Raw genomic sequence first — 19,727 nt, forward strand, 5'->3', positions numbered from 1 at the left:
TTCAAACAGAGTTTAATATAACACATAGTTAAATTTATTTCAATTGTAATTATATCAGCGCACATTCAATCGGTAGTAAAGCCCCTTCTTTTCCATCAGTTCCTCATGGTTTCCTTCTTCCGCAATTCCTTTGTCTGCTATGTAAAGAATTCTGTCTGCATTCCTTATTGTTGACAGTCTGTGTGCGACGATAAATGCAGTTTTTTCCGATAATATTACGTCAAGTGCTTTCTGTATCATATTCTCTGTTTCCGTGTCTATCGAACTTGTTGCCTCATCAAGTATTATGACTGACGGATTTTTAAGAATTATTCTGGCAAAACTGATAAGCTGTTTTTCACCTGCTGAAAGCCCTTCGCCTCTTTCTTCCAGTTCCTCGTCATATCCATTAGGAAGTCTTTCTATAAATTCATCGGCATAAATATATTTTGCCGCATTTATGCATTCCCCGTCTGTTGCATCAAGCCTTCCATATCTTATGTTTTCCATAACACTTCCCTTAAATATAAACGGGTCCTGCATCAAAACTCCTACTTCTTCTCTAAGCGACTCCAGTGTTACCTTTCTCACATCATTTCCGTCTATTTTAACCGAACCACCTGTCACATCATAAAATCTCGTAATCAGATTTATGATTGTTGTTTTTCCTGCCCCTGTAGGTCCTACAAGTGCAATTGTCTCTCCCGGTTTTACATGAAGATTAACATTTTCAAGAATATTTATATCATCCTCATATGAAAATGTAACATTGTCAAAATCTACCTGCCCCCTTACATTTTTCAGAGAAACGTCCCCTTCTTCATCTTTTATGTCTACTTCGTAGTCTATTGTGTCAAATACCTGCTCAAGATTTGAACTTACCTGTGCCAATTGCTGTATTATTATAGCTATCTGGGTCAGTGGTCCGCTAAAAAGTCCCATATAACTTATGAATGCGACTACTGTTCCCGCATCAACGTGACTGCTTCCATTTAATATAAGGTAAAGTGCCACTCCGTAAAGACAAAGAGTACCAATATTCCAAAATATCTCAACAATCGGCGTATTTAAATTATTTAATTTAACAATTCCCCACCATACATTAACACTCTGGTTATGTAAATCTTCATATATCTCTTTATTTTTCTTTACCCTGTTATAGTTCTTTACAATTTTTTCTCCCATTATGGTTTCAATAAGAAATGCAGAACGATTTGAAAGTTTTGCTCTGTGCCATGCAAATCTCCTTCTTATTTTATATCTCAGCAGCAAAACCAACGTCATCATCGGAATTGTGGTACACGCTACAATCAATGTAAGCTCCGGACTGAGCGAAAGCATAAATATCGTAACTATAACTATTTTTACAAGATAAACTAAAAACATTACAACATAATTTGTAAAAAAGTTAGCAAGATCATTTATATAATCTGTCACACGCACAACTATTTTACCGTCGGGTCTGTTGTCAAAATATTCAAACGGAAGCTCCTGCAGTTTATAGAAAATATCTCTTCTCATGTCAGCAATTACGCTGTGTCCCATCTGTCCCATCATTCTCTGCTGTGCATAAGTAAGTCCAATATCAGTTGCCGCAAGAAAAATAAGACCACAGACAACATAAAAAAGCTTTGCCATATCTTTCTCGATAACCACATCATTTATTATATATCTCAAAAGCATTGGCGGTAATAAAGCCGTACAAGCTGATACAAGCATAAGTACACTTACTATTATAAATATATGTTTATACGGCATAATGTATTTTAAAATACGTCCAAATTGTTTTATGTCAATTTTTTTATGAACAACTTCATCCTCAAAATATGTATTCCTTTTAGCCATAATAATCCTCATTTCTACTCATTTTTTAAGCTACAGTCTGCTTTGCCATCTGTGTCTTATACACACCTGCAAAATGTCCGTCAAGTTTCATAAGTTCATCAAATGTCCCTCTCTCAACAATCTTTCCTTTACTTAAATAAATTATCTCGTCACAATCAATAACAGATGACATTTTGTGTGCAGCAATAAAAATAGTTTTTTCCTTATAATATTTTCTCAGATTTTCAAGAAGTTTCTTTTCTGTTTCCGCATCCAGTGCACTTGTTGAGTCATCAAATACAAATACCGGTGCATCCTTTAACATTGCTCTTGCGATAGATACTCTCTGCTTTTGACCTCCTGAAAGTCCAAATCCCTTTTCACCCACTATGGTTTGATAGCCGTCTGAAAGTTCATTTATAAAATTGCCTGCCATTGCCCTCTTAGCACATTCCCTAACCGCCTTTTCATCAACATCGGGATTTGAAAATGCAATATTGCTGTCTATTGTATTTGAAAATAAAAATGCATCCTGAAAAACATAAGAAAATTTTTCTCTCAGTTCATCAGTTTTGTACTCTTTTATATTTTTTCCATCCATCGTTATCTGTCCCGAACTCACATCATTTATTCTTACCATCGATTTAAGAAAAATGCTCTTTCCGCTTCCTGTTGCTCCTACAACACCAACCTTCTTTCCATACGGCACAGACAGCGTTACATCATCAAGAACTTTTTTACCGCCAAGTTCTAAAGTTACATTTTTAAATTCTATATCCGGCTTATCAATATTTTTCGCAGAATATGTGCCATCCTTTATTTTTGTTTCACATACCATAAAACTTCTTATCTTGTCCCCCGCAACAATCTGCTGCTGCATCTGGAAAAGCATATTGTTTATCTGTGACACATGATCCATAATCTTCATAACATAACCGGATGCTGCTACCAGAAATCCAACCAGCATCTGACCTTTTATAACAAGAATGGCACATAAAGCTATAGTGCCTATATAGGCAGCCTGCTTTATCGAACTGAATATAACTTCAAAACCCGCTGAAAGTTTAACCTGATTTATATATGAATTTTTCATATTCATGTTTGATTTATCAAACTTTTCCTTTTCACGCCCCTCATTTGTAAACGACCTCACAAGTCTGACAGCTTCAATATTTTCCTGAACCGTAAGATTCATATTACTATTGCTGCTTCTTATATCCCTGTAATTCTTCTGCGCTTTCTTTCTGAACTTCAAAAGAGCAACTACAAAAAAAGGTGCAAGAAGTACAGGAATTATCAGAAGTGTTACATTTATTGATGTAAGAAGCATGGTACACACCCCTAATACAAACATACTGTCAAACATTCCCGGTATTATTCTTCCAAACAAATCTTTCATCATTATGGTATCAGTATGAAGTGTTGTAAGAAGTTCTCCCGTGTTATATTCTGACACCGTCTGGCTGTCTAACTGCATAAGCTTGTCAAAAGTTACAACCCTTAAATCAGTCTCAAATTTCAATGCATATTTTTCAAGCATGGTATTTTTTATATATATGAATATAAGACGAAAAACAAGCAATGCCAAAAAGACAAACGCAATGTTGAAAAACAATTCAAAACTGTGTCTCTTACCATAATCACCATCTATCAGAAATGCAAAAACACCGCTCGCCTCACTGTCATTATCCATAATTACAAAATCAACAAAAAGTTCCGATACAAACGGAATAAGCAGGTCAGCAATAATTGCCAGAAAACTTACTATCTGTAAAATAACCGCCGCCACAATATACTTTTTCCAATATTTAAAACCAAATTTTATCGCATCCATTTCTGTTCTTACCTTTCTTTTTAGTTTTATTTTTGTCTGAGAGTCTTATCGTGTGCGTACACGATTTTATCTCGTTTTAAGAGGGTAGGTAAATAAATATATATTTTTTAAGAATAAATATTCTTTGACACATTTTATAATTTGTGTCATATAATAATCTATTTATTTACCTATCCTCTTTATTTTTAAAGTGTCTCGCCCTCAACAATATTATAATCAACAACGCAGTCTCTTATATCTTTTTCACCGTTTATCATTCTTATAAGATTCGTCGTAGCTTTACGCCCGGTCGTTTTTATATTACAGTCAACCGATGTAAGCCTCGGTGACATATTATCAAGTATGGCAATATTATCAAAACCTATAATACCTACATCCTCCGGAACTTTGATATTATTTTTTCTAAATATTGTCATAAGCCTTACTGCCGGGGTATCGTTTCTGCATATAAAAACTTTTCTCTTGCCGTCTTTTCTTTTAGCTATATCTACAAGCTGCTTCTCGTCCATATCTTCAAGAATATTACTCTCTCCAAGCTTTTCATGGTCTATTCCCTCAAGATAACCTATACGGCGCTGTTCTATAGAAAAGACATTGATTCCCCTCGATTTCATATTCTGAAAATGAGGGTCAATATATATCATTTCATTGTAACCTTTTCCAGCAAGATAAGAAACAACATTTCTCATAATCAGACGGCAGTCAACATCCACATGCACAAAATCACACTCAATTCTGTTGTAGATAGTAACTATCGGGATATTTAGTTTCTTTAAAAAAGAACTGAACTGCGCTCCTTTTCCCAACGGAAACAAAATAATCCCATCAACTCTGCGCTCTGCCATATACCTTATGGCTTCCATCTCTTTTTCCGGGTCATTATGAGATAAAGCAAGATTCACAAAATATCCATGTTCTCTCGCTGTCTGCTCAATACTCTCTACAAGAAGTGCAAAAAAGTTATTACTTAAATCTACTGACACTATTCCAAGCGTTTTGGTAATTCCCGTTGCAAGGCTTTTTGCCAGATGATTCGGTCTGTAATCCATCTGTTCTGCCATTTCAAGAATACGCTTTTTAGTACTTTCCTTTATACCACTCCTGTTATTAACAGCTCTGTCAACTGTCCCCTCCGAAACACCACATGCTTTTGCAAGTTCTTTAATAGTACATGAAATAAATATCACCTCTTTTTAAACAACATTTCGTGTGCGTACACGATTTTATATATAATAACATCTATTAAATTTTTTATCAACTGTATTTTTGTAAGTATGTTAAAAATAGCCACAGAAAACACGATAAAATCATGATATTCTATGGCTGCTTTGACATGAAGATTGATACCAAAAAAGATCCAATACACGAAAGAAGAACCGAATTTCGGAAAAATCCCAAATCGGTTCCTTTCGATTTTTGATATGTTATGTATATTTTGGAGACATATCTTTAATATCCAAAAAAGGGAGACTTTGCTTTTTAAAAAATTCCCCCCTCATGTGTTATATTTTACTCTAAGTAATATCTATTTGTCAACACCAAATTTGGAAATATTTTTCCATTTATATCATCACTTCTTCTATAACGCATGTATGATGTTTTTTATCCTTTCCATCTGCATCATAACTAATTCCTACTAAAAGTATCTTGTCACTATACCCTGACAGTGCTCCGTGATACCTTTTTTCTTTTATCTGCTTAATAGCCGTATCTGCCGATTTATTATATTTTAATTCTACAACCATTGCTGGTCTGAACCCTGCATTTGCTCTCGGAATAAATACAAAATCTGCAAATCCTTTTCCGGCAGGCATCTCACGAATTATATTATAATAACCGGGTGCCGTAAAATATGCCATTGTAAGAACACAGCTCAAGGAATTTTCATCATTATATTTAAGGACAGATGTATATGTGTCATGGGCGAGTTCTATCAATTCTGCAACTCTTTCTGCATTCCCATCTATTGTTTCAAATAACAGATCATCACAAGTTGATATTGCTTTCGCTATATCTTTCCACTCACCTGTCTGTAATGCTAGTTCAAATGCTGTTGCAACTTCGTAGTTTGGCACATATGCACTCTTTCTGTCTGCATCATACCCCAGATACCCCAAATGTATAAGTGCCGTCAATGCATCATCCTTTGATGTTATGATTGATAAATCATTCCTGAATGTATTCGGATTTACCCTCACTTTTTTACCTGACAGCATACTCATAATATCATCTTTCAGACCTTCATAATTAAGCGTTATAAATGTATTTATTGATTCAAACGATGATGTATTTCTCCAGTATGAATCAAATTTATGCCTATTTAATGCCATAGACACAGAATTCGGATTATACATATGGATTCCATCAATCAGATAGCCGTTATACCATGCTCTTATCGTTTCAAAATCCATATCAAATCTTTCGCATAACACTTTAACTTCATCTTCAGTAAAACCGTAATACTGCGTAATCGGATAAGAATCCAGCATTGTATATTCACTAAAATTGTTCAATGCCGATTCATCCCTAATCTTCTTAATTGGCAGAATTCCGGTGATATATGCCAATGCCAAAAATGATTTTGACTCCTCTGATTTAAATAACGAATGAAGAAACTGCAAATACTTGTGTACAAGCTCTTTATCGTCGCTGTTTCTGATAACACAATCCCACTCATCGATAATAATTACAAATGGCGTATTTGTTTTTTGATATATAAGCATTAAATTATAGCTAAATCTCTTTTCATAATCCAGTTCATTTCCAAATACATTTTTAAAGTCTTTATTTATATACTCGATAATTTTCTCAACAATATTTTCCTTATAGTAATCCCAAAACGACGCTATATCCAAATGAATAACATTATATTTATTCATATATTTCCTGTAGTCTGCATCTCCGGCTATCTTTGTATCGTCAAAAAGTTCTCCCGAATCACATCCGAGGCTATAGTATGCATCAATCATACCGGCGGCATGTGATTTGCCAAAACGTCTCGCATGACTTACCGCCAGACAATTTTTCGGTGTATCAATTATTTCATTTAAATAAGCTAATAACTCTGTTTTGTCTACATAAATCTTATAATTTCTGTCTTTCTTAAAACTTGCATTACTTGGATTAAAATATATACCCATTTATAGCCACCTCACTTCCATACTGCCTGTAGAAATCAACATCATAACACATATCTTATTCTCTAATAATCTGCCCCCTTCAACTCATTTTCAATTTTTCTTATTACATTTAACTTTTAAAACGCTTTTTATACATTATATTATACAGAAGCTATAGCCTTATTTCAATTATATAACAAAAAACAGTCAGCATACTCTTCAATAATAAAGTATGCTGACTATGTACAAGTTACATCTAATTGAATTTAAATCTTATTTAAATCACTATTTTATATTTACAGTAATTGTTTTAGAAGCTTTCTTATAAGTTGAAGTCTTTTTACTTACGAGTTTAAACTTCACTTTTCCTTTTTTAAGACCCTTAACTATTATTTTATTATCTTTTAATACAATTTTTGCAACCTTTAATTCTTTCTTTGAAATTCCACTAATCGAAAGTTTTGCATTTGAATTTGTTGATACTGAAATCTTAGCTGACTTACCAACCTTAACTGTTACTGATGAAACCTTCTTCTTTCCATTCTTAACAGTAATTGTTGTATTTTTCAGACTAGGTTTCTTTGTCGGTGCTACCGTTGGTTTCTTTGTCGGTGCTACCGTTGGTTTCTGAGTTGGTACTACTGTTGGCTCTGTTGTTGGTTCTACTGTAGGCTCTTCAGTTGGTGCTGCTGTTGGTTCTGTTGTCGGTGCCACTGTTGGCTCTGTTGTCGGTGCCACTGTTGGCTCTGTTGTTGGTGCCACTGTTGGACTTGAACTTGGTTTAATAGTAGCTATAACTGTTGGTATGTTTACAAATGACTTATATGAATTTGTACCTTTAACCCTAAATTTAACTGTTAAATTATCTCCTTTTTTTATTTTAGGTAAATTAACGCTATTTAAATTTCCCCAACTGTTTATAAGCGTATATGTATATGGATTTACCACTGCATCTCCAGAATTATTCCATACTGCTACTTCAGAGTTAATCATATACTCCGTATCATTTATAGTTACTGACTCTGGTGTTATTTTAAAATAAGAATTTAAGCTTCCACCATATAAGTTTGTATTTAATGTTAATGAATTTATAAAATCAACATCACAAGTTGCAGTATGCGACAACGTATATTCTCCATCTTCTGTTATATCCAATGAATAGCTTGCCCAGTCACTACTTGCTCCATATGTAAGTTTAATTGTAAACTTATCCATATTTCCTTTGTCTATATCTTCTGTTGGTTCTTTTGTTTCTTCTGGCTCCTTTGTTTCCTCTGGTGCCTCTGAATTATTATTTGTACCGGTTACCTTAATCTTAACTGTTATCTTATCGCCAGCTTTAATTTTCGATAAACCAACACTGTCAAGACCTCCCCAACCATTTATAAGCGTATATGTATATGGATTTTCGTCCTTTCCTGAATTGTCCCATGCCGCTTTTGTTGCATCAACCTTATATACTGTGTCATTAACAACTACTGACTCTGCTGTAATACTAAAATTGTCATTCATAATTCCCTTATAAAGATTTGTAGCAAATGCCAATTGCAGTACTTTATCATTATCTTTAGTTGTAGTATATGTAAATGTATACTCTCCGTCTTTTGTAATTTCTACAGGCTGCTCCATCCAATTCCAATCCGAGCTTTCTTCTGTATCCGCTGCTCCATATGAAAACTTCACAGTGAATTTATCCATATTTCCACTATCTTCTGATGGTTCTTTTGTTACCTCCGGCTCTTCTGTTGCTCCCGGCTCTTCTGTCACTCCCGGTTCTTTTGTTGTTTCCGGCTCTTCTGTTGTTTCCGGCTCTTCTGTCGCTCCCGGCTCTTCTGTCGCTCCCGGTTCTTTTGTTGTTTCCGGCTCTTCTGTTGTTTCCGGCTCTTCTGTCGCTCCCGGCTCTTCTGTTGTTTCCGGCTCTTCTGTTGCTTCTGATTCTTCTGATTTATTGTTCGTTCCAGTTATCTTAATCTTAACTGTTATCTTATCTCCAGTTTTTACATAAGTTATTTGGTTATTTTCTTCATCTCGTGTACTATTAAGATTTCCCCAACCATTTATTATAGTATATTCGTATACACCTTTGTCGCTCAAATTCCATGTTGCTGATGTATCAACCTTGTATGTTGTATCATTTAATGTTACCGATTCTACATCAAATTTAAAATTATCATTCAAACTTTCTGCTGTAAGATCTGTACCTACTGATAACTGTAATATCTTGTCATTATCTTTAATAACTGTATGTGTAAATGTATACTCTCCATCTTTTGTAATTTCTGTTGGATAACTATTCCAGTCACCATCCGCTCCATATGTAAGTGATGCTGTAAACTTATCCATACCTGCTTTATCGTTATCCTCTGATGGTTTTTTTGTTGCCTCCGGCTCTTCTAAATTATTATTCATTCCAGTTATATTAATCTTAACTGTTATCTTATCTCCAGTTTTTACAGAAGTTATTTGGTTATTTTCTTCGTCTCTTGTACTATTAAGATTTCCCCAACCATTTATTATAGTATATTCGTATACACCTTTATCGCTCAAATTCCATGTTGCTGATGTATCAACCTTGTATGTTGTATCATTTAATGTTACCGATTCTATATCAAATTTAAAATTATCACTCAAACTTTCTGCTGTAAGATCTGTGCCTACTGATAACTGTAATATCTTGTCATTATCTTTAGTAACTGTATGTGTAAATGTATATTCTCCATCTTTTGCTATTTCTATTGGATAACTATTCCAATCACCATCTGCCCCATACGTAAGTGATGCTGTAAACTTATCCATATCTCTTTTAGCTGTTTCTGATGACTCATCTGCTGAAGCAACAGCAACATTTCCAATACTATTGATTGGTGTTGTAATCATTCCTGCTGCTAAAACAAATGCCAATACCTTTGCAATATGCTTTCTTTTTCTCATGCCTTCTGCCTCCTATTAAATATTTTTAATTAGTTTTAACCACCCTCTTACTTGCATTTTATCACAAAAATCACTACATAAAACACCATTTTTTTGTAATTATATACAGTTATAATTTGTTTATTTGATTTTTTTAAGTAATAATTCTTATATATTATAAAATAAAAAAGATTCAATCAGAAATTTATCCTAAATTGAATCTTTTTATTTTATATTTTTGGGAGACATCTAACATTTCAATTGTTCTTGAAATATTTTATATATACAAAAAAGGGGAACCACTTATGTAGTCCCCCCTTTATATATCTTTTACCTAATAAATTAGGCGATTTCACCAATCTTGCTTTGCAATATTAGTCCATGTCAGATGCATTCAATGCAACTTCTACTGTAGCTGCTGAACGCTCAACATTGATTGAATTGCTAGCTAACTGATATCCATCATATGTAAATACTGTTACATCATAATTTGTCTTACCTGCAACTGGGATTTCTTTTAATTCTCTAGGATCTGTAACAATCTTAGTGATTGTCTCAGTACCTGCACCCTTTGTAGGAGCAATAACTACTACAAGTGGATTTGTTAAAGATGGAGTTGGAACTGAAGTTCCTTTAAGATTGATTGTTAAAGGAACAGAAATTGTGTTAACCTTTTCACCAATCTTATCATATGTGTACTCAGCCTTAACTACATCACCTGAATCTTTAAGTGTTACAGTCTCAGCTTTCCACTGATATAAATTGTCAGTCATAACTGTTGGATTATAAACATTTACACCAAGCTTAACTGTATATGTACCTGCTGGAAGCTTATCAAATACATAATAACCTTTCTGTGTAACACCATTGTTTGACTCAGCATATGAGTATGAACCATTTGACCATGTAGATGATGTTAAGTAAGCACCAAATCTTGCTGTATTCTCAGTAATTGTTGAAATAGTTCCCTGTGTTGCTGATGGGTAAGCTGATGCCTTAGCACTAATCTTTCCATCTGCGTAGTTTCCAGCGATTGCTGGGTCTACGAAGTACTCATCATAAGCTACTGCAACTGCATTCCAATCTGTTAATACTGCGTTGTTGTTATCAAGTGCGAATGCCTTAATCTGACCATAAGCACCTTTTACTAAGTCAACATTAGCAGCTTTCTTCTCGCCGTCTACAACTGTTACTGTTGTAGCATATGTTTCAGTCTGAGAAGTTCTTACAACCATAGTATATGTACCAGGATTGATTACATTCTTTCCCTGTCCATCAGTTTCACCATTGTAGAATGAATATGTATAAACATTCTTTGAACCATCCCATTTAAGAGTGTCAATTGCTGCAATCTTCTTGTCTGAGTTTAAGAGAACAACTGTACCATTTGTAAGACTTGTTTCTGTCAAGTTCATGTAACCAATCTTGTTCTCGTTTAATACTTTAACTTCACCGTTAATAGTAGTAGCATCTGCTGTTGCTTTCTCTAACTTCTTGCTGATTGTAATGCCAACTTTTTCGATAGCATTTACATCTACTGCATCTGATACAACTTCTTTGTATCCTGCTAATGTAACACCGAATGTATACTTGCCTTCTGGTAAGTTCATTGTGTAATTACCTGTCTGAGTATTGTACTCAGCATAATCATTTACAGCGATAGCACTTCCTGTAATAGCACTTCCTGATGCTAAAAGATCCTGACCTGTAACCTGCTTATCTGCGGCTGTTGTTGCTGTGTAGTCTTTTGTTGCAACAGCTTTTCCTGTCGAATCGTAAGCTACTAATTTTGTTAATTTACCAAATGTATTCTTTCCGATAACATCAGAACCAGCTACAGCTTTTACAGTAACTTTTACTACATTAGCTGCACCTGCAACTTTGAAGTTAACGCTACCCTTATCGTTGTTAATCTGCTCTGTCTGTTTAGCAACAGATGTTGTATAATCACCTGTAGATTCAATAATATATTTACCTGTTCCTAAGAAGTTTACATACTTAACTGATGAAGCATATGCTCCGTCTGCACCCTTCTTATACTCAGGAGTTGTAAAGTTACCATTTTCAGGAATCTTAATTGCAACTTTGTCATCTGTTCCTGCTACAACCTGGCTGATTGCGTATGAGGCCTTAACCTGTTCCTTATTAAATGGAGCTGCTTCATCTGCTAATACAAATTTCTTAGTTGTAGCATCCCATTTTACAGTGAATAATCCGTTTGTATCTGTCTGTACATCATCACCTGCTACCTTATTTGGTAAAGTAACCTGTGTATTGATTGTACGAACATTACCTTCTGTAAGGTCTGCTGTTGCTGTTACATCTCCACCAGCTGTTACACTAACTTTAACTGCATTGTATGCAAATGTATAACCTGTTGCTCCTGAAGCAAGTTCTGGAGTAAGTAATAAGTAGTAATCGCCTGTTGGTAATGTTAATGCTTTGTTTGAAGCTGCTGCAAGAACTGTATCTTTAGTTGATGCTGATGTAATCAAAGCACTAAGTATATTAGATGTAAGAGTCTTAGCTGAAGTAATTGCATCTGACTCAACTGCTGCAGTATTCTCGATGATAGGTGCTGATACAGCATTACCATCTACCAATGTATAAAGAGCATACTTAACATTAATCTTTGAACTGCTGTTAACATATGCTTTTTCTGCATTTTCTTTCAAGTTCTGTGTTACCTTGAATGACTTAACAGCTGCTGTCTTTGTACCTTCAATTTCGATTGGATATGTATAATCATTTTCAATCTTGAATGATTTTGTAAATGTAGCATATACATCACTTACATTGCTCTTTGAAAGTTTCTTTGAAACTTCTAATGTATATGTTCCCTGATTCAAATAGTTTGCAACTGATGTTCCGTTTGCTGTAAGATCTGTACCAACTGCGGCACTTTCATGTAAGTCGTTACCGAATGTAATCTGACCGTTTGCATCAGCGTCACCTTCTTTAACAACTGCACCAGCTGAATTTTTCAATACAACATGAGCCTTAGAAATACCTGTCTTTGCATTTTTGTCAATTGCTTTAACATTTACTGTTAACTTTCTAACATCGAAATGCTCTAAAGCAACGTTCTGTGATGTAACATGGCTCTTGTTAACGTATACACGCTTAGTTCCTGTAAGATACTTAGTAACAAATCCTGCTTTAGAAATTGTCACGATTTTTCTACCTGCTACTGATGGAAGTTCGTAATAACCTTTTGCATCTGTTGTTGTTGACTGTCCGCCTTCTACTGAAACAGTAGCACCTGCAACAGCATTTTTGAACGAACCATCATATGTACCATTGTTAAGCTTGTCAGTTAATACATAACCTTTAATCTTGTTTCCTGCTAAAGACTCTTCATATGAAGCAACAACGTCACCGCTGATAACCAATGCTTCTGAATCTGAAGAAACTTTGTAATCACCATTTGCAGTAGTATCACCAGGTGTAAGCACCTTAGTATCGTCTACTGTAAATACAGCTTTTCCATCAACATCAATTTTGCTGAATGTTGCTGTTGTAGTAACCTTTGCAGCTGAGTTTGTCAAAGTAACTTTAGCACCCTTTAACTGCTCATCTGTGTATGTACCATCTAATGTTAATGTTACTGTGAATGTATCATCAGACTTTGTAATGTTTGATGTATTAACTACAGTAACCTTAGTAGCTGGTGTTTCTGTAATTGCTGGGCTAGTTGTTGGCTCAACTGTTGGTTCTACTGTAGGCTCTACTGTAGGCTCTACTGTTGGTTCTACTGTTGGTTCAGTAGTTGGTTCAGTAGTTGGTGCCTGTGTAGGAGCCTTTGTTGCAGAAGCTTTCTTCTTTACTGTAACTTTGCACTTATATGTGCCTTTGTATGTACCCTTTGTAACCTTAACAGTAATTGTAGCTTTTCCTGCTTTCTTAGCAGTTACCTTAATTCCTGTTACTTTAGATTTTTTGGATACTTTTTTGACTGTTGCTACAGACTTTTTGCTTGTGCTGACTTTCACATACTTAGCCTTAATAGTTTTGATAGTCTTTGCTTTTTTCTTATTTGTCTTAAGAGTTAAAGTAGTAGACTTTCCGGCAGTAAGTGTTTTCTTAGTAGCACTAAGCTTAGCCTTCTTCGCTGCAGCTGATGCCGAATTAACCGGGATGTTTACACTTGTAACTGCAAGAGCTACTGATAAACCAACGGCTACAGACTTCTTTGCTTTTTTAATCATTGTTATGCCTCCTTATATTTTACTTGCTATACATTACCATTATACAAAAAAGATACTCTTTGTCAAGAAGCTTTTTCAATTTTTAACAAATATCTCCCTTTTTTATAATGTTTGTATAATGTAATATCAATGTTTTCACGATGTAATATATACTTGTTTTATGTCATTCTAATGTCGATTTTAATAATTTTTCACAATTTTTTCATACTTTTCTTTGTCTTCAAATACACCTATCATCTCCCTTGTGAGACTGATTCCGTCATTGTGTGCCGGGAGTTCTCCACGCCTGAACCACTGTGCTTTTGAAAGTTCTTCCGTATCCATCGTAATATTTTCATCACCGTCAAGTTCTGCGAAATATCCCATCAGTACATTACTGTCATATCCCCACGGCTGGCTTTTATAATATGTAAGATTTTTAATTTTAAGTCCAACTTCCTCTTCTACTTCCCTTTTTACCGTTTCTTCTATTGTCTCACCTATCTCAACAAACCCTGCTATAAGTGCATATTTCCGGTATTCCCTGTTTGTAGCGTATTTTGTAAGAAGCAGTTTATCATCATGTGTTACAGCTGCTATTATAGCCGGTGCTATCTTTGGATATATCATATTGCCGCATTTCACACAATGCAGCATTCTCTCTTTGTGTGAATGCACCGTTTTAGCTCCGCATCTGCCACAATATCTGTTGTCTTTATACCATGTGTTTAAATGCCACGCTGTCATAAGTGCAAAACATACTTCTTTTGATGCAAGCTGCCTTAAATTCTTTATCGGCTCAAATTTAAATTCATCAATTCCATTGCTGTTTCTTCCTATATAATTGCTCACCTCTCCTTCTTTTTCACACTCAACAGCATTTTTTAAAAGAAAATATCTTGTTTCATCTATCGACAGTATGTATATGTATTCTCCTTTTATGTCGGAACATTTGGGGGTATCAAGCGTATCATCTTCAGTTCTCGATATAAGTACATTTCTTCCGTCAAACACCACCGCCCTATCATCTTTTTCAGGTATTACATGTTTGTACTGATTGTATAAGGTATGTGGCTTTATATCCTGTATCATCTTTTTGTTTCCTTTCCATATATTATGGGTGTTACAAATTTTGCAACACCCGTTTTTGTCATGCTGTATTTAAAAAACTGCCGTTTTAATCTGACAGTTCCCTGATATATTCTACCTCTATTGTGCCATTCTCTACTTTCACATTTGCTTTTGCTCCCGATATAACCGGCATCATCGGTGCTGTATGCCCTATATCCAAGTCCATTATTATAGGTACATTATACTTTTCAAGCAATGGATATACCGCATTATACCTGTCTACGCCTAATATTTCTTCGTCAAGGCAAAGCGGTCTGCCTATAAGAAAGGCTTTTACATTTTCAAACCATCCCGCATGGTCAAGCTGCCATATTGCACGTCTTATCGCCATAGGATTTAAATCGCATGACTCCATGAACCATATTATTCCATCGTCCTCATATTTCTTATTAAATTCTGTTACTTTATCAAATTTTGTGCCAACAAGATTTGAAAGACAATCCAGACAGCCCCCTATAATTCTTCCTTCAAATCTTACTATACTGTCATCTTTTCCTCTGCCAAATTTCTTTATTTCTGTTTTTTCCGTAACATTATATGGTTCCAGCGGATTTTCTTCATTTTTTAGTGATTCTTTTTCCCACTTATCATATCCGTGTGCTTTATCTGTTTCTCCTGTCAGAAGTGCAAATGTGTCTCTGAGTGCCGGGTGCCACGGCTCCATTCCATATGCGGGTGCACATGGCGAGTAAATTGCTGCAATATCACAGATTGTCGGAAGCAGAAATGTGAGGTTAGTATTGTCTGAATATCCGAGATACCATACAGGTTTTGACTTTTTTATACTGTCAAAATCCACATCATCCAATATTTCACACATAAGTTCCCCGCCCCCGCACGAAAATAACGCCTGAACGGACTGATTATCTTTTCCGCACAAAAAAGAATTTATCTCATCAGCACATTTTTTTGGTGTGTTGCTTATTCCAACACCGCTTCCCTCATAACAATTTGGACCCTTTATGATTTTGTAACCCATTTTTTCAAATTTGCTGACTGCATTATCAAATGCTGTTTTATACGGCTCTATGTTACAGCCAAACGAAGGTGCCGCAAAACCTATTGTACCGCCTTTTTGTAAACTATCAGGAATCCTCATTTTTGTCCTCATTTCTACGCATGTATTTTGCGCTATCTCTTTTTATCTTTAAAACCTGCAATGTGAACTACCCATTGTCTTAAGCCAATGGAAAGCTCAGAAAATCTGCTGCATTTTCTGCATACGTTTCTCAAATTGCGTGTAAAAATCTTCATTATTATATGGCTCTTCAAAAAATATCTTTAATATATATACATTTATTTTTTTTGACATTTCTTCATTATCCTGTTCCTCAAGAAACGCTTTCATGTTTTTCAAAAAATAGTGCCATGTATTTATATAATTTTCATACGCTGCCAGATTTGGTATACCAAGCCATTTTTTTATTTTCACTTTTGTCCTGTTTTGTTTCACACACTCATTTATCTGCAAAAAATAACTGAAACTTTCATTTTCATATATCCTTCCAAGTGGAAACAGCCTGCATATTCCCGGTCTGAACGAATGTATACTGCATCTGCCATTCTCATCCAGAAAAAGACACCCCTCCCCTTCTGCTTTTAAGTTTAAATGCGGAAGTATTATCATATCTTTGACAGAAAGACCTAAACTTTCTGCCAAGAGCTCATTAAATGTCATTTTTAGATTTATAGTAAGGTTATATATATCATATGGGTCAAGTGTTATTGACTCTCCCATTCCGTGACAACATTTACTGCATCCTGCGCAATCACCACACCCCAATTTTGCAAGGTCATTTGATGTGTATCTTTTTCCATCGGATATTTCAGTCATGTCTACATTTCTTTCCATCAGTCACACATCCATTCTTTAAACATTGCTATCTCTGCAGCATATCCCTCATTGTCATTCGGCGTTTCGAGTATAAAAGGCTTGCCTTTTAATATAGGATGAAGTGCTGCTCTTTTCATTGCCTCAAGACCTATATTTCCCTGTCCTATCTTTTGATGCCTGTCTTTGTGTGAACCGCATACATTCATACTGTCATTAAAATGAACTGCTTTTAATCTGTCAAGTCCAATTACCTTATCAAATTCTTCAAGTACACCATCAAGATTTTCCACTATATCATAACCCGCATCCCAAACATGACATGTATCGAAACAAACACCTAATTTATCATTAAGTTCCACTTTATCTATTATGGTTCTTAACTCTTCAAAGTTTCTTCCTATCTCACTGCCCTTGCCTGCCATTGTTTCCAAAAGTATCGTCGTCGACTGTTCTGGTGTTATTATCTCATTAAGTGTCTGGGCAATATATTCTATGCCTGTCTCCACTCCCTGTCCTGTGTGTGAACCCGGATGAAAATTATAATAATTGCCCGGAATATATTCCATCCGCTTCATATCATCAGCTATCATTTCTTTTGAAAAATTTCTTATATCCTCTTTTGCCGAGCAAAGATTCATCGTATATGGTGCATGCGCTACTATCTTCCCAAATTCATGCTCTTTTGCAAATGCCAGAAATTTCTCTATATCTTTTTCATCTATCGCTTTCGCTTTGCCGCCTCGTGGATTTCTTGTAAAAAATGCAAACGTGTTGCCGCCTAATTTTACAGCTTCCCTGCCCATTGCCGCAAAACCTTTTGATGCTGATAAATGATTTCCTATATAATACATGTTCAATCTGCCTCCTTGTTGGTGTTTTCAAACTCATAACAAAGCAACTCGCAGTTTTTTATGGCATATGCTGCGAAATCCTCATTTGCCATATCTTTGAAATATGAGTTTACAATTCTTGCTATACCATTGTGTGCCACAATAAGGTACGTTTTGTCTTTATCTTTCTTTATTTCATTTAATATATTATAAACTCGTGACGCTGCTTTCAACATTGATTCTCCACCATCGAAGCTATATATGAAATTATTTCTTGCTTCCGAAAATTCTTTGCTGCGTCTTCCACCGCCCTCGTACTTTCCAAAATTCTGCTCTATGACACGCATGTCCGTATGCATCGGTATCCCTGTTATCTCAGAAATATGTTCGGCTGTATTTTTTGCTCTTATAAGCGGTGACGCTACTATCTCATCTATTTTAATATTTTTATCTGCTTTTATGCGCTCACCAAGTTCTATTGCCTGTTTATGTCCCAACTCAGTAAGTTCTATATCTGTTGCACCACAGACTTTTCCCTCGACATTCCATATAGTTTGTCCATGTCTCGTAAAATATAATTTTGACATGATTTATCCTTTCGTTTTTAAAGCCAGTTTTTTTCCAATGTTTCTTTTAAATCCACAAATAAATTGTAATAATTATTTTTTGTTTCCTGTATTATATCAAGTGCCACATCCTTATTATACGCATGTGCCACATTGTTCCTTGCTCTTAATGCTTCAAGCCAGACTATATCATTTTTTATCATTCTTGCTTCGTATGCCGTTTTTAAAATCTGTCTCGGCGAACCTGTTTGTCCCTCTGAAAATCCATTTGCATACAATATTTCTTTCATTGCTTTCCATGACTGCTCAAAGCAAACTTCAAAAAGACCGACAAGTCCCGTCAATTCAACATTATTATATGGTTCGTTATACTCATATATTTCTTTTAGATTATTAAGTGCATTACAAAAATTCTCATATTTTTTCATATATTAAGATTCCCTCTTCTTCTATTGACTTTTTTAATGGCGGCTGCACAGAATGATACATGTCCACAAAATCATATTTTAATAATGTTGTAGTCAAATCATCTACATCAAGGCTGAATCTTGCACAATCCTTCCCATATACAGCAAGGTCAATATCGCTTCTTTCACGATAATCACCTCTTGCTCTTGAACCAAATAGAATAACTTTTTCTATTTTATATTCAACTGCAAGTTCCTGTATTTCTTCTATCACTTTTTCCCTGATACCTGTTTTCTCGGATAATCTCTGATTATTTACTGCCATATTTACATCAATTCCTTAACTAATTCATTGTAATCCTGCATTGTTGTACAGTTTGGTGCATAATCTATAAGAAGTTTATTTGCCGTCTGCGCTTCTTTAGTTTTTACACATTCCCTGATTTTAGTTTCAAACAATTTTGTTCCCATGCTGTCTGCTGTTTTTTTAAGCTCATCAAGCATATTCTTTTCAAGGTTTGAGCGTCCTGAATATTTCACAAGCAGCAAACCTTCTATTTTCAGAGACGGATTCTGCCTTTTTTGTACGGCTTTTATCGTGCTGTAAAGCTGGTTTATTCCCTGAAGTGAATATGCATCCGCAGTGATAGGTATAATCACTCTGTCAGCAGCTATAAGACTGTTGTAAAGTACCACTCCCAATGCCGGTGCCGTGTCTATTATTATGTAATCATATTCTTCCAGTTCTTCAATGGCATCCTTAAGTCTGTAAAGACCTTCTACATCTCCATCAAGAAGTTTTTCTGCTTTTATAAGCAATGGATCTGACGCTACAATGTCACCATTTTCAAGATGCTGTACCGCTTCTTCCAAAGGTATACGGTCGGAATCGACCATTACATCATATAGCGTCGCCTGATCTTTTATCTTAGCCTGATATGTGGCACTGCTGTTTCCCTGTGGGTCCGCATCAATGAGAAGTGTTTTGTACTTCTTTCCAAGTATCCCCGCAAGTGTAGTTGCTGTTGTTGTTTTTCCTATACCACCTTTTTGATTTGCCACAACAAATGTAATTGCCATTTTAATTTTCCCCCTTTTAAACTCCT

General features: G+C 35.2%; 15 protein-coding genes. 1 reads left to right on the plus strand and 14 read right to left on the minus strand.

From position 1 onward, the window contains the following. Window positions 1-54: 54 nt before the first annotated feature. From ACZLXV_RS08430 to ACZLXV_RS08455, 6 genes are all read right to left on the minus strand, one after another. A complete protein-coding gene (locus tag ACZLXV_RS08430; protein WP_482383115.1) occupies window positions 55-1,824 on the minus strand; it encodes an ABC transporter ATP-binding protein in 1,770 nt (589 codons plus the stop codon). 25 nt (window positions 1,825-1,849) lie between these two features. Further along, window positions 1,850-3,637: an ABC transporter ATP-binding protein gene (locus ACZLXV_RS08435; protein WP_482383116.1), complete on the minus strand. Its 1,788-nt coding sequence runs from the start codon at window positions 3,635-3,637 to the stop codon at window positions 1,850-1,852. Between the two features lie 185 nt (window positions 3,638-3,822). After that, on the minus strand, window positions 3,823-4,824 hold the full coding sequence (locus ACZLXV_RS08440; protein ID WP_022225554.1) for a LacI family DNA-binding transcriptional regulator: 1,002 nt from the start codon (window positions 4,822-4,824) through the stop codon (window positions 3,823-3,825). Between the two features lie 375 nt (window positions 4,825-5,199). After that, a complete protein-coding gene (locus tag ACZLXV_RS08445) occupies window positions 5,200-6,777 on the minus strand; it encodes an AAA family ATPase (protein ID WP_482383117.1) in 1,578 nt (525 codons plus the stop codon). 264 nt (window positions 6,778-7,041) lie between these two features. Beyond that, on the minus strand, window positions 7,042-9,687 hold the full coding sequence (locus ACZLXV_RS08450) for a hypothetical protein (RefSeq protein ID WP_482383118.1): 2,646 nt from the start codon (window positions 9,685-9,687) through the stop codon (window positions 7,042-7,044). A gap of 353 nt (window positions 9,688-10,040) precedes the next feature. Then, a complete protein-coding gene (locus tag ACZLXV_RS08455) occupies window positions 10,041-13,214 on the minus strand; it encodes a peptidase associated/transthyretin-like domain-containing protein (RefSeq protein ID WP_482383119.1) in 3,174 nt (1,057 codons plus the stop codon). A gap of 85 nt (window positions 13,215-13,299) precedes the next feature. On the opposite strand from ACZLXV_RS08455, the gene ACZLXV_RS08460 reads away from it, so the two are divergent. Further along, on the plus strand, window positions 13,300-13,998 hold the full coding sequence (locus ACZLXV_RS08460; protein WP_482383120.1) for a glycine zipper domain-containing protein: 699 nt from the start codon (window positions 13,300-13,302) through the stop codon (window positions 13,996-13,998). A 56-nt stretch (window positions 13,999-14,054) separates the two neighbouring features. Here the strand turns inward: ACZLXV_RS08460 and nudC are convergent, their stop codons facing one another. The 8 genes from nudC to ACZLXV_RS08500 form a co-directional block, all read right to left on the minus strand. After that, window positions 14,055-14,945 (minus strand): NAD(+) diphosphatase, encoded by an 891-nt coding sequence (nudC, locus tag ACZLXV_RS08465; RefSeq protein WP_482383121.1) that lies wholly within the window; start codon window positions 14,943-14,945, stop codon window positions 14,055-14,057. Between the two features lie 85 nt (window positions 14,946-15,030). Further along, window positions 15,031-16,083: a S66 family peptidase gene (locus ACZLXV_RS08470; protein ID WP_482383122.1), complete on the minus strand. Its 1,053-nt coding sequence runs from the start codon at window positions 16,081-16,083 to the stop codon at window positions 15,031-15,033. 96 nt (window positions 16,084-16,179) lie between these two features. Then, entirely contained in the window at window positions 16,180-16,836 is a 657-nt protein-coding gene (locus ACZLXV_RS08475; RefSeq protein WP_482383123.1) for a YkgJ family cysteine cluster protein, read from the minus strand. Beyond that, window positions 16,836-17,669, minus strand: coding sequence for a deoxyribonuclease IV (locus ACZLXV_RS08480; protein ID WP_022225548.1), 834 nt, complete (start codon window positions 17,667-17,669; stop codon window positions 16,836-16,838). Before ACZLXV_RS08480 ends, ACZLXV_RS08475 begins: the two co-directional genes overlap by 1 nt. A 2-nt stretch (window positions 17,670-17,671) precedes the next feature. Continuing rightward, window positions 17,672-18,235: a histidine phosphatase family protein gene (locus ACZLXV_RS08485; protein WP_022225547.1), complete on the minus strand. Its 564-nt coding sequence runs from the start codon at window positions 18,233-18,235 to the stop codon at window positions 17,672-17,674. 17 nt (window positions 18,236-18,252) lie between these two features. After that, on the minus strand, window positions 18,253-18,642 hold the full coding sequence (locus ACZLXV_RS08490; RefSeq protein WP_367336262.1) for an HI0074 family nucleotidyltransferase substrate-binding subunit: 390 nt from the start codon (window positions 18,640-18,642) through the stop codon (window positions 18,253-18,255). Then, on the minus strand, window positions 18,629-18,946 hold the full coding sequence (locus tag ACZLXV_RS08495; RefSeq protein WP_367336263.1) for a nucleotidyltransferase family protein: 318 nt from the start codon (window positions 18,944-18,946) through the stop codon (window positions 18,629-18,631). Before ACZLXV_RS08495 ends, ACZLXV_RS08490 begins: the two co-directional genes overlap by 14 nt. A gap of 2 nt (window positions 18,947-18,948) precedes the next feature. After that, window positions 18,949-19,701 (minus strand): ParA family protein, encoded by a 753-nt coding sequence (locus tag ACZLXV_RS08500; RefSeq protein WP_367336264.1) that lies wholly within the window; start codon window positions 19,699-19,701, stop codon window positions 18,949-18,951. Window positions 19,702-19,727: the final 26 nt, after the last annotated feature.

Source organism: Butyribacter sp., assembly GCF_056818865.1.

Excerpts from the sequence above, each read along its gene's own strand:
- ACZLXV_RS08480 (WP_022225548.1), bottom strand. The coding sequence starts at position 17,669 with ATGTATTATATAGGAAATCATTTATCAGCATCAAAAGGTTTTGCGGCA.
- ACZLXV_RS08435 (WP_482383116.1), bottom strand. The coding sequence starts at position 3,637 with ATGGATGCGATAAAATTTGGTTTTAAATATTGGAAAAAGTATATTGTG.
- ACZLXV_RS08500 (WP_367336264.1), bottom strand. The coding sequence starts at position 19,701 with ATGGCAATTACATTTGTTGTGGCAAATCAAAAAGGTGGTATAGGAAAA.
- ACZLXV_RS08490 (WP_367336262.1), bottom strand. The coding sequence starts at position 18,642 with ATGAAAAAATATGAGAATTTTTGTAATGCACTTAATAATCTAAAAGAA.
- ACZLXV_RS08460 (WP_482383120.1), top strand. The coding sequence starts at position 13,300 with ATGTTTGATGTATTAACTACAGTAACCTTAGTAGCTGGTGTTTCTGTA.
- ACZLXV_RS08430 (WP_482383115.1), bottom strand. The coding sequence starts at position 1,824 with ATGGCTAAAAGGAATACATATTTTGAGGATGAAGTTGTTCATAAAAAA.
- ACZLXV_RS08485 (WP_022225547.1), bottom strand. The coding sequence starts at position 18,235 with ATGTCAAAATTATATTTTACGAGACATGGACAAACTATATGGAATGTC.
- ACZLXV_RS08470 (WP_482383122.1), bottom strand. The coding sequence starts at position 16,083 with ATGAGGATTCCTGATAGTTTACAAAAAGGCGGTACAATAGGTTTTGCG.
- ACZLXV_RS08475 (WP_482383123.1), bottom strand. The coding sequence starts at position 16,836 with ATGGAAAGAAATGTAGACATGACTGAAATATCCGATGGAAAAAGATAC.
- ACZLXV_RS08495 (WP_367336263.1), bottom strand. The coding sequence starts at position 18,946 with ATGGCAGTAAATAATCAGAGATTATCCGAGAAAACAGGTATCAGGGAA.
- nudC (WP_482383121.1), bottom strand. The coding sequence starts at position 14,945 with ATGATACAGGATATAAAGCCACATACCTTATACAATCAGTACAAACAT.
- ACZLXV_RS08445 (WP_482383117.1), bottom strand. The coding sequence starts at position 6,777 with ATGGGTATATATTTTAATCCAAGTAATGCAAGTTTTAAGAAAGACAGA.
- ACZLXV_RS08450 (WP_482383118.1), bottom strand. The coding sequence starts at position 9,687 with ATGAGAAAAAGAAAGCATATTGCAAAGGTATTGGCATTTGTTTTAGCA.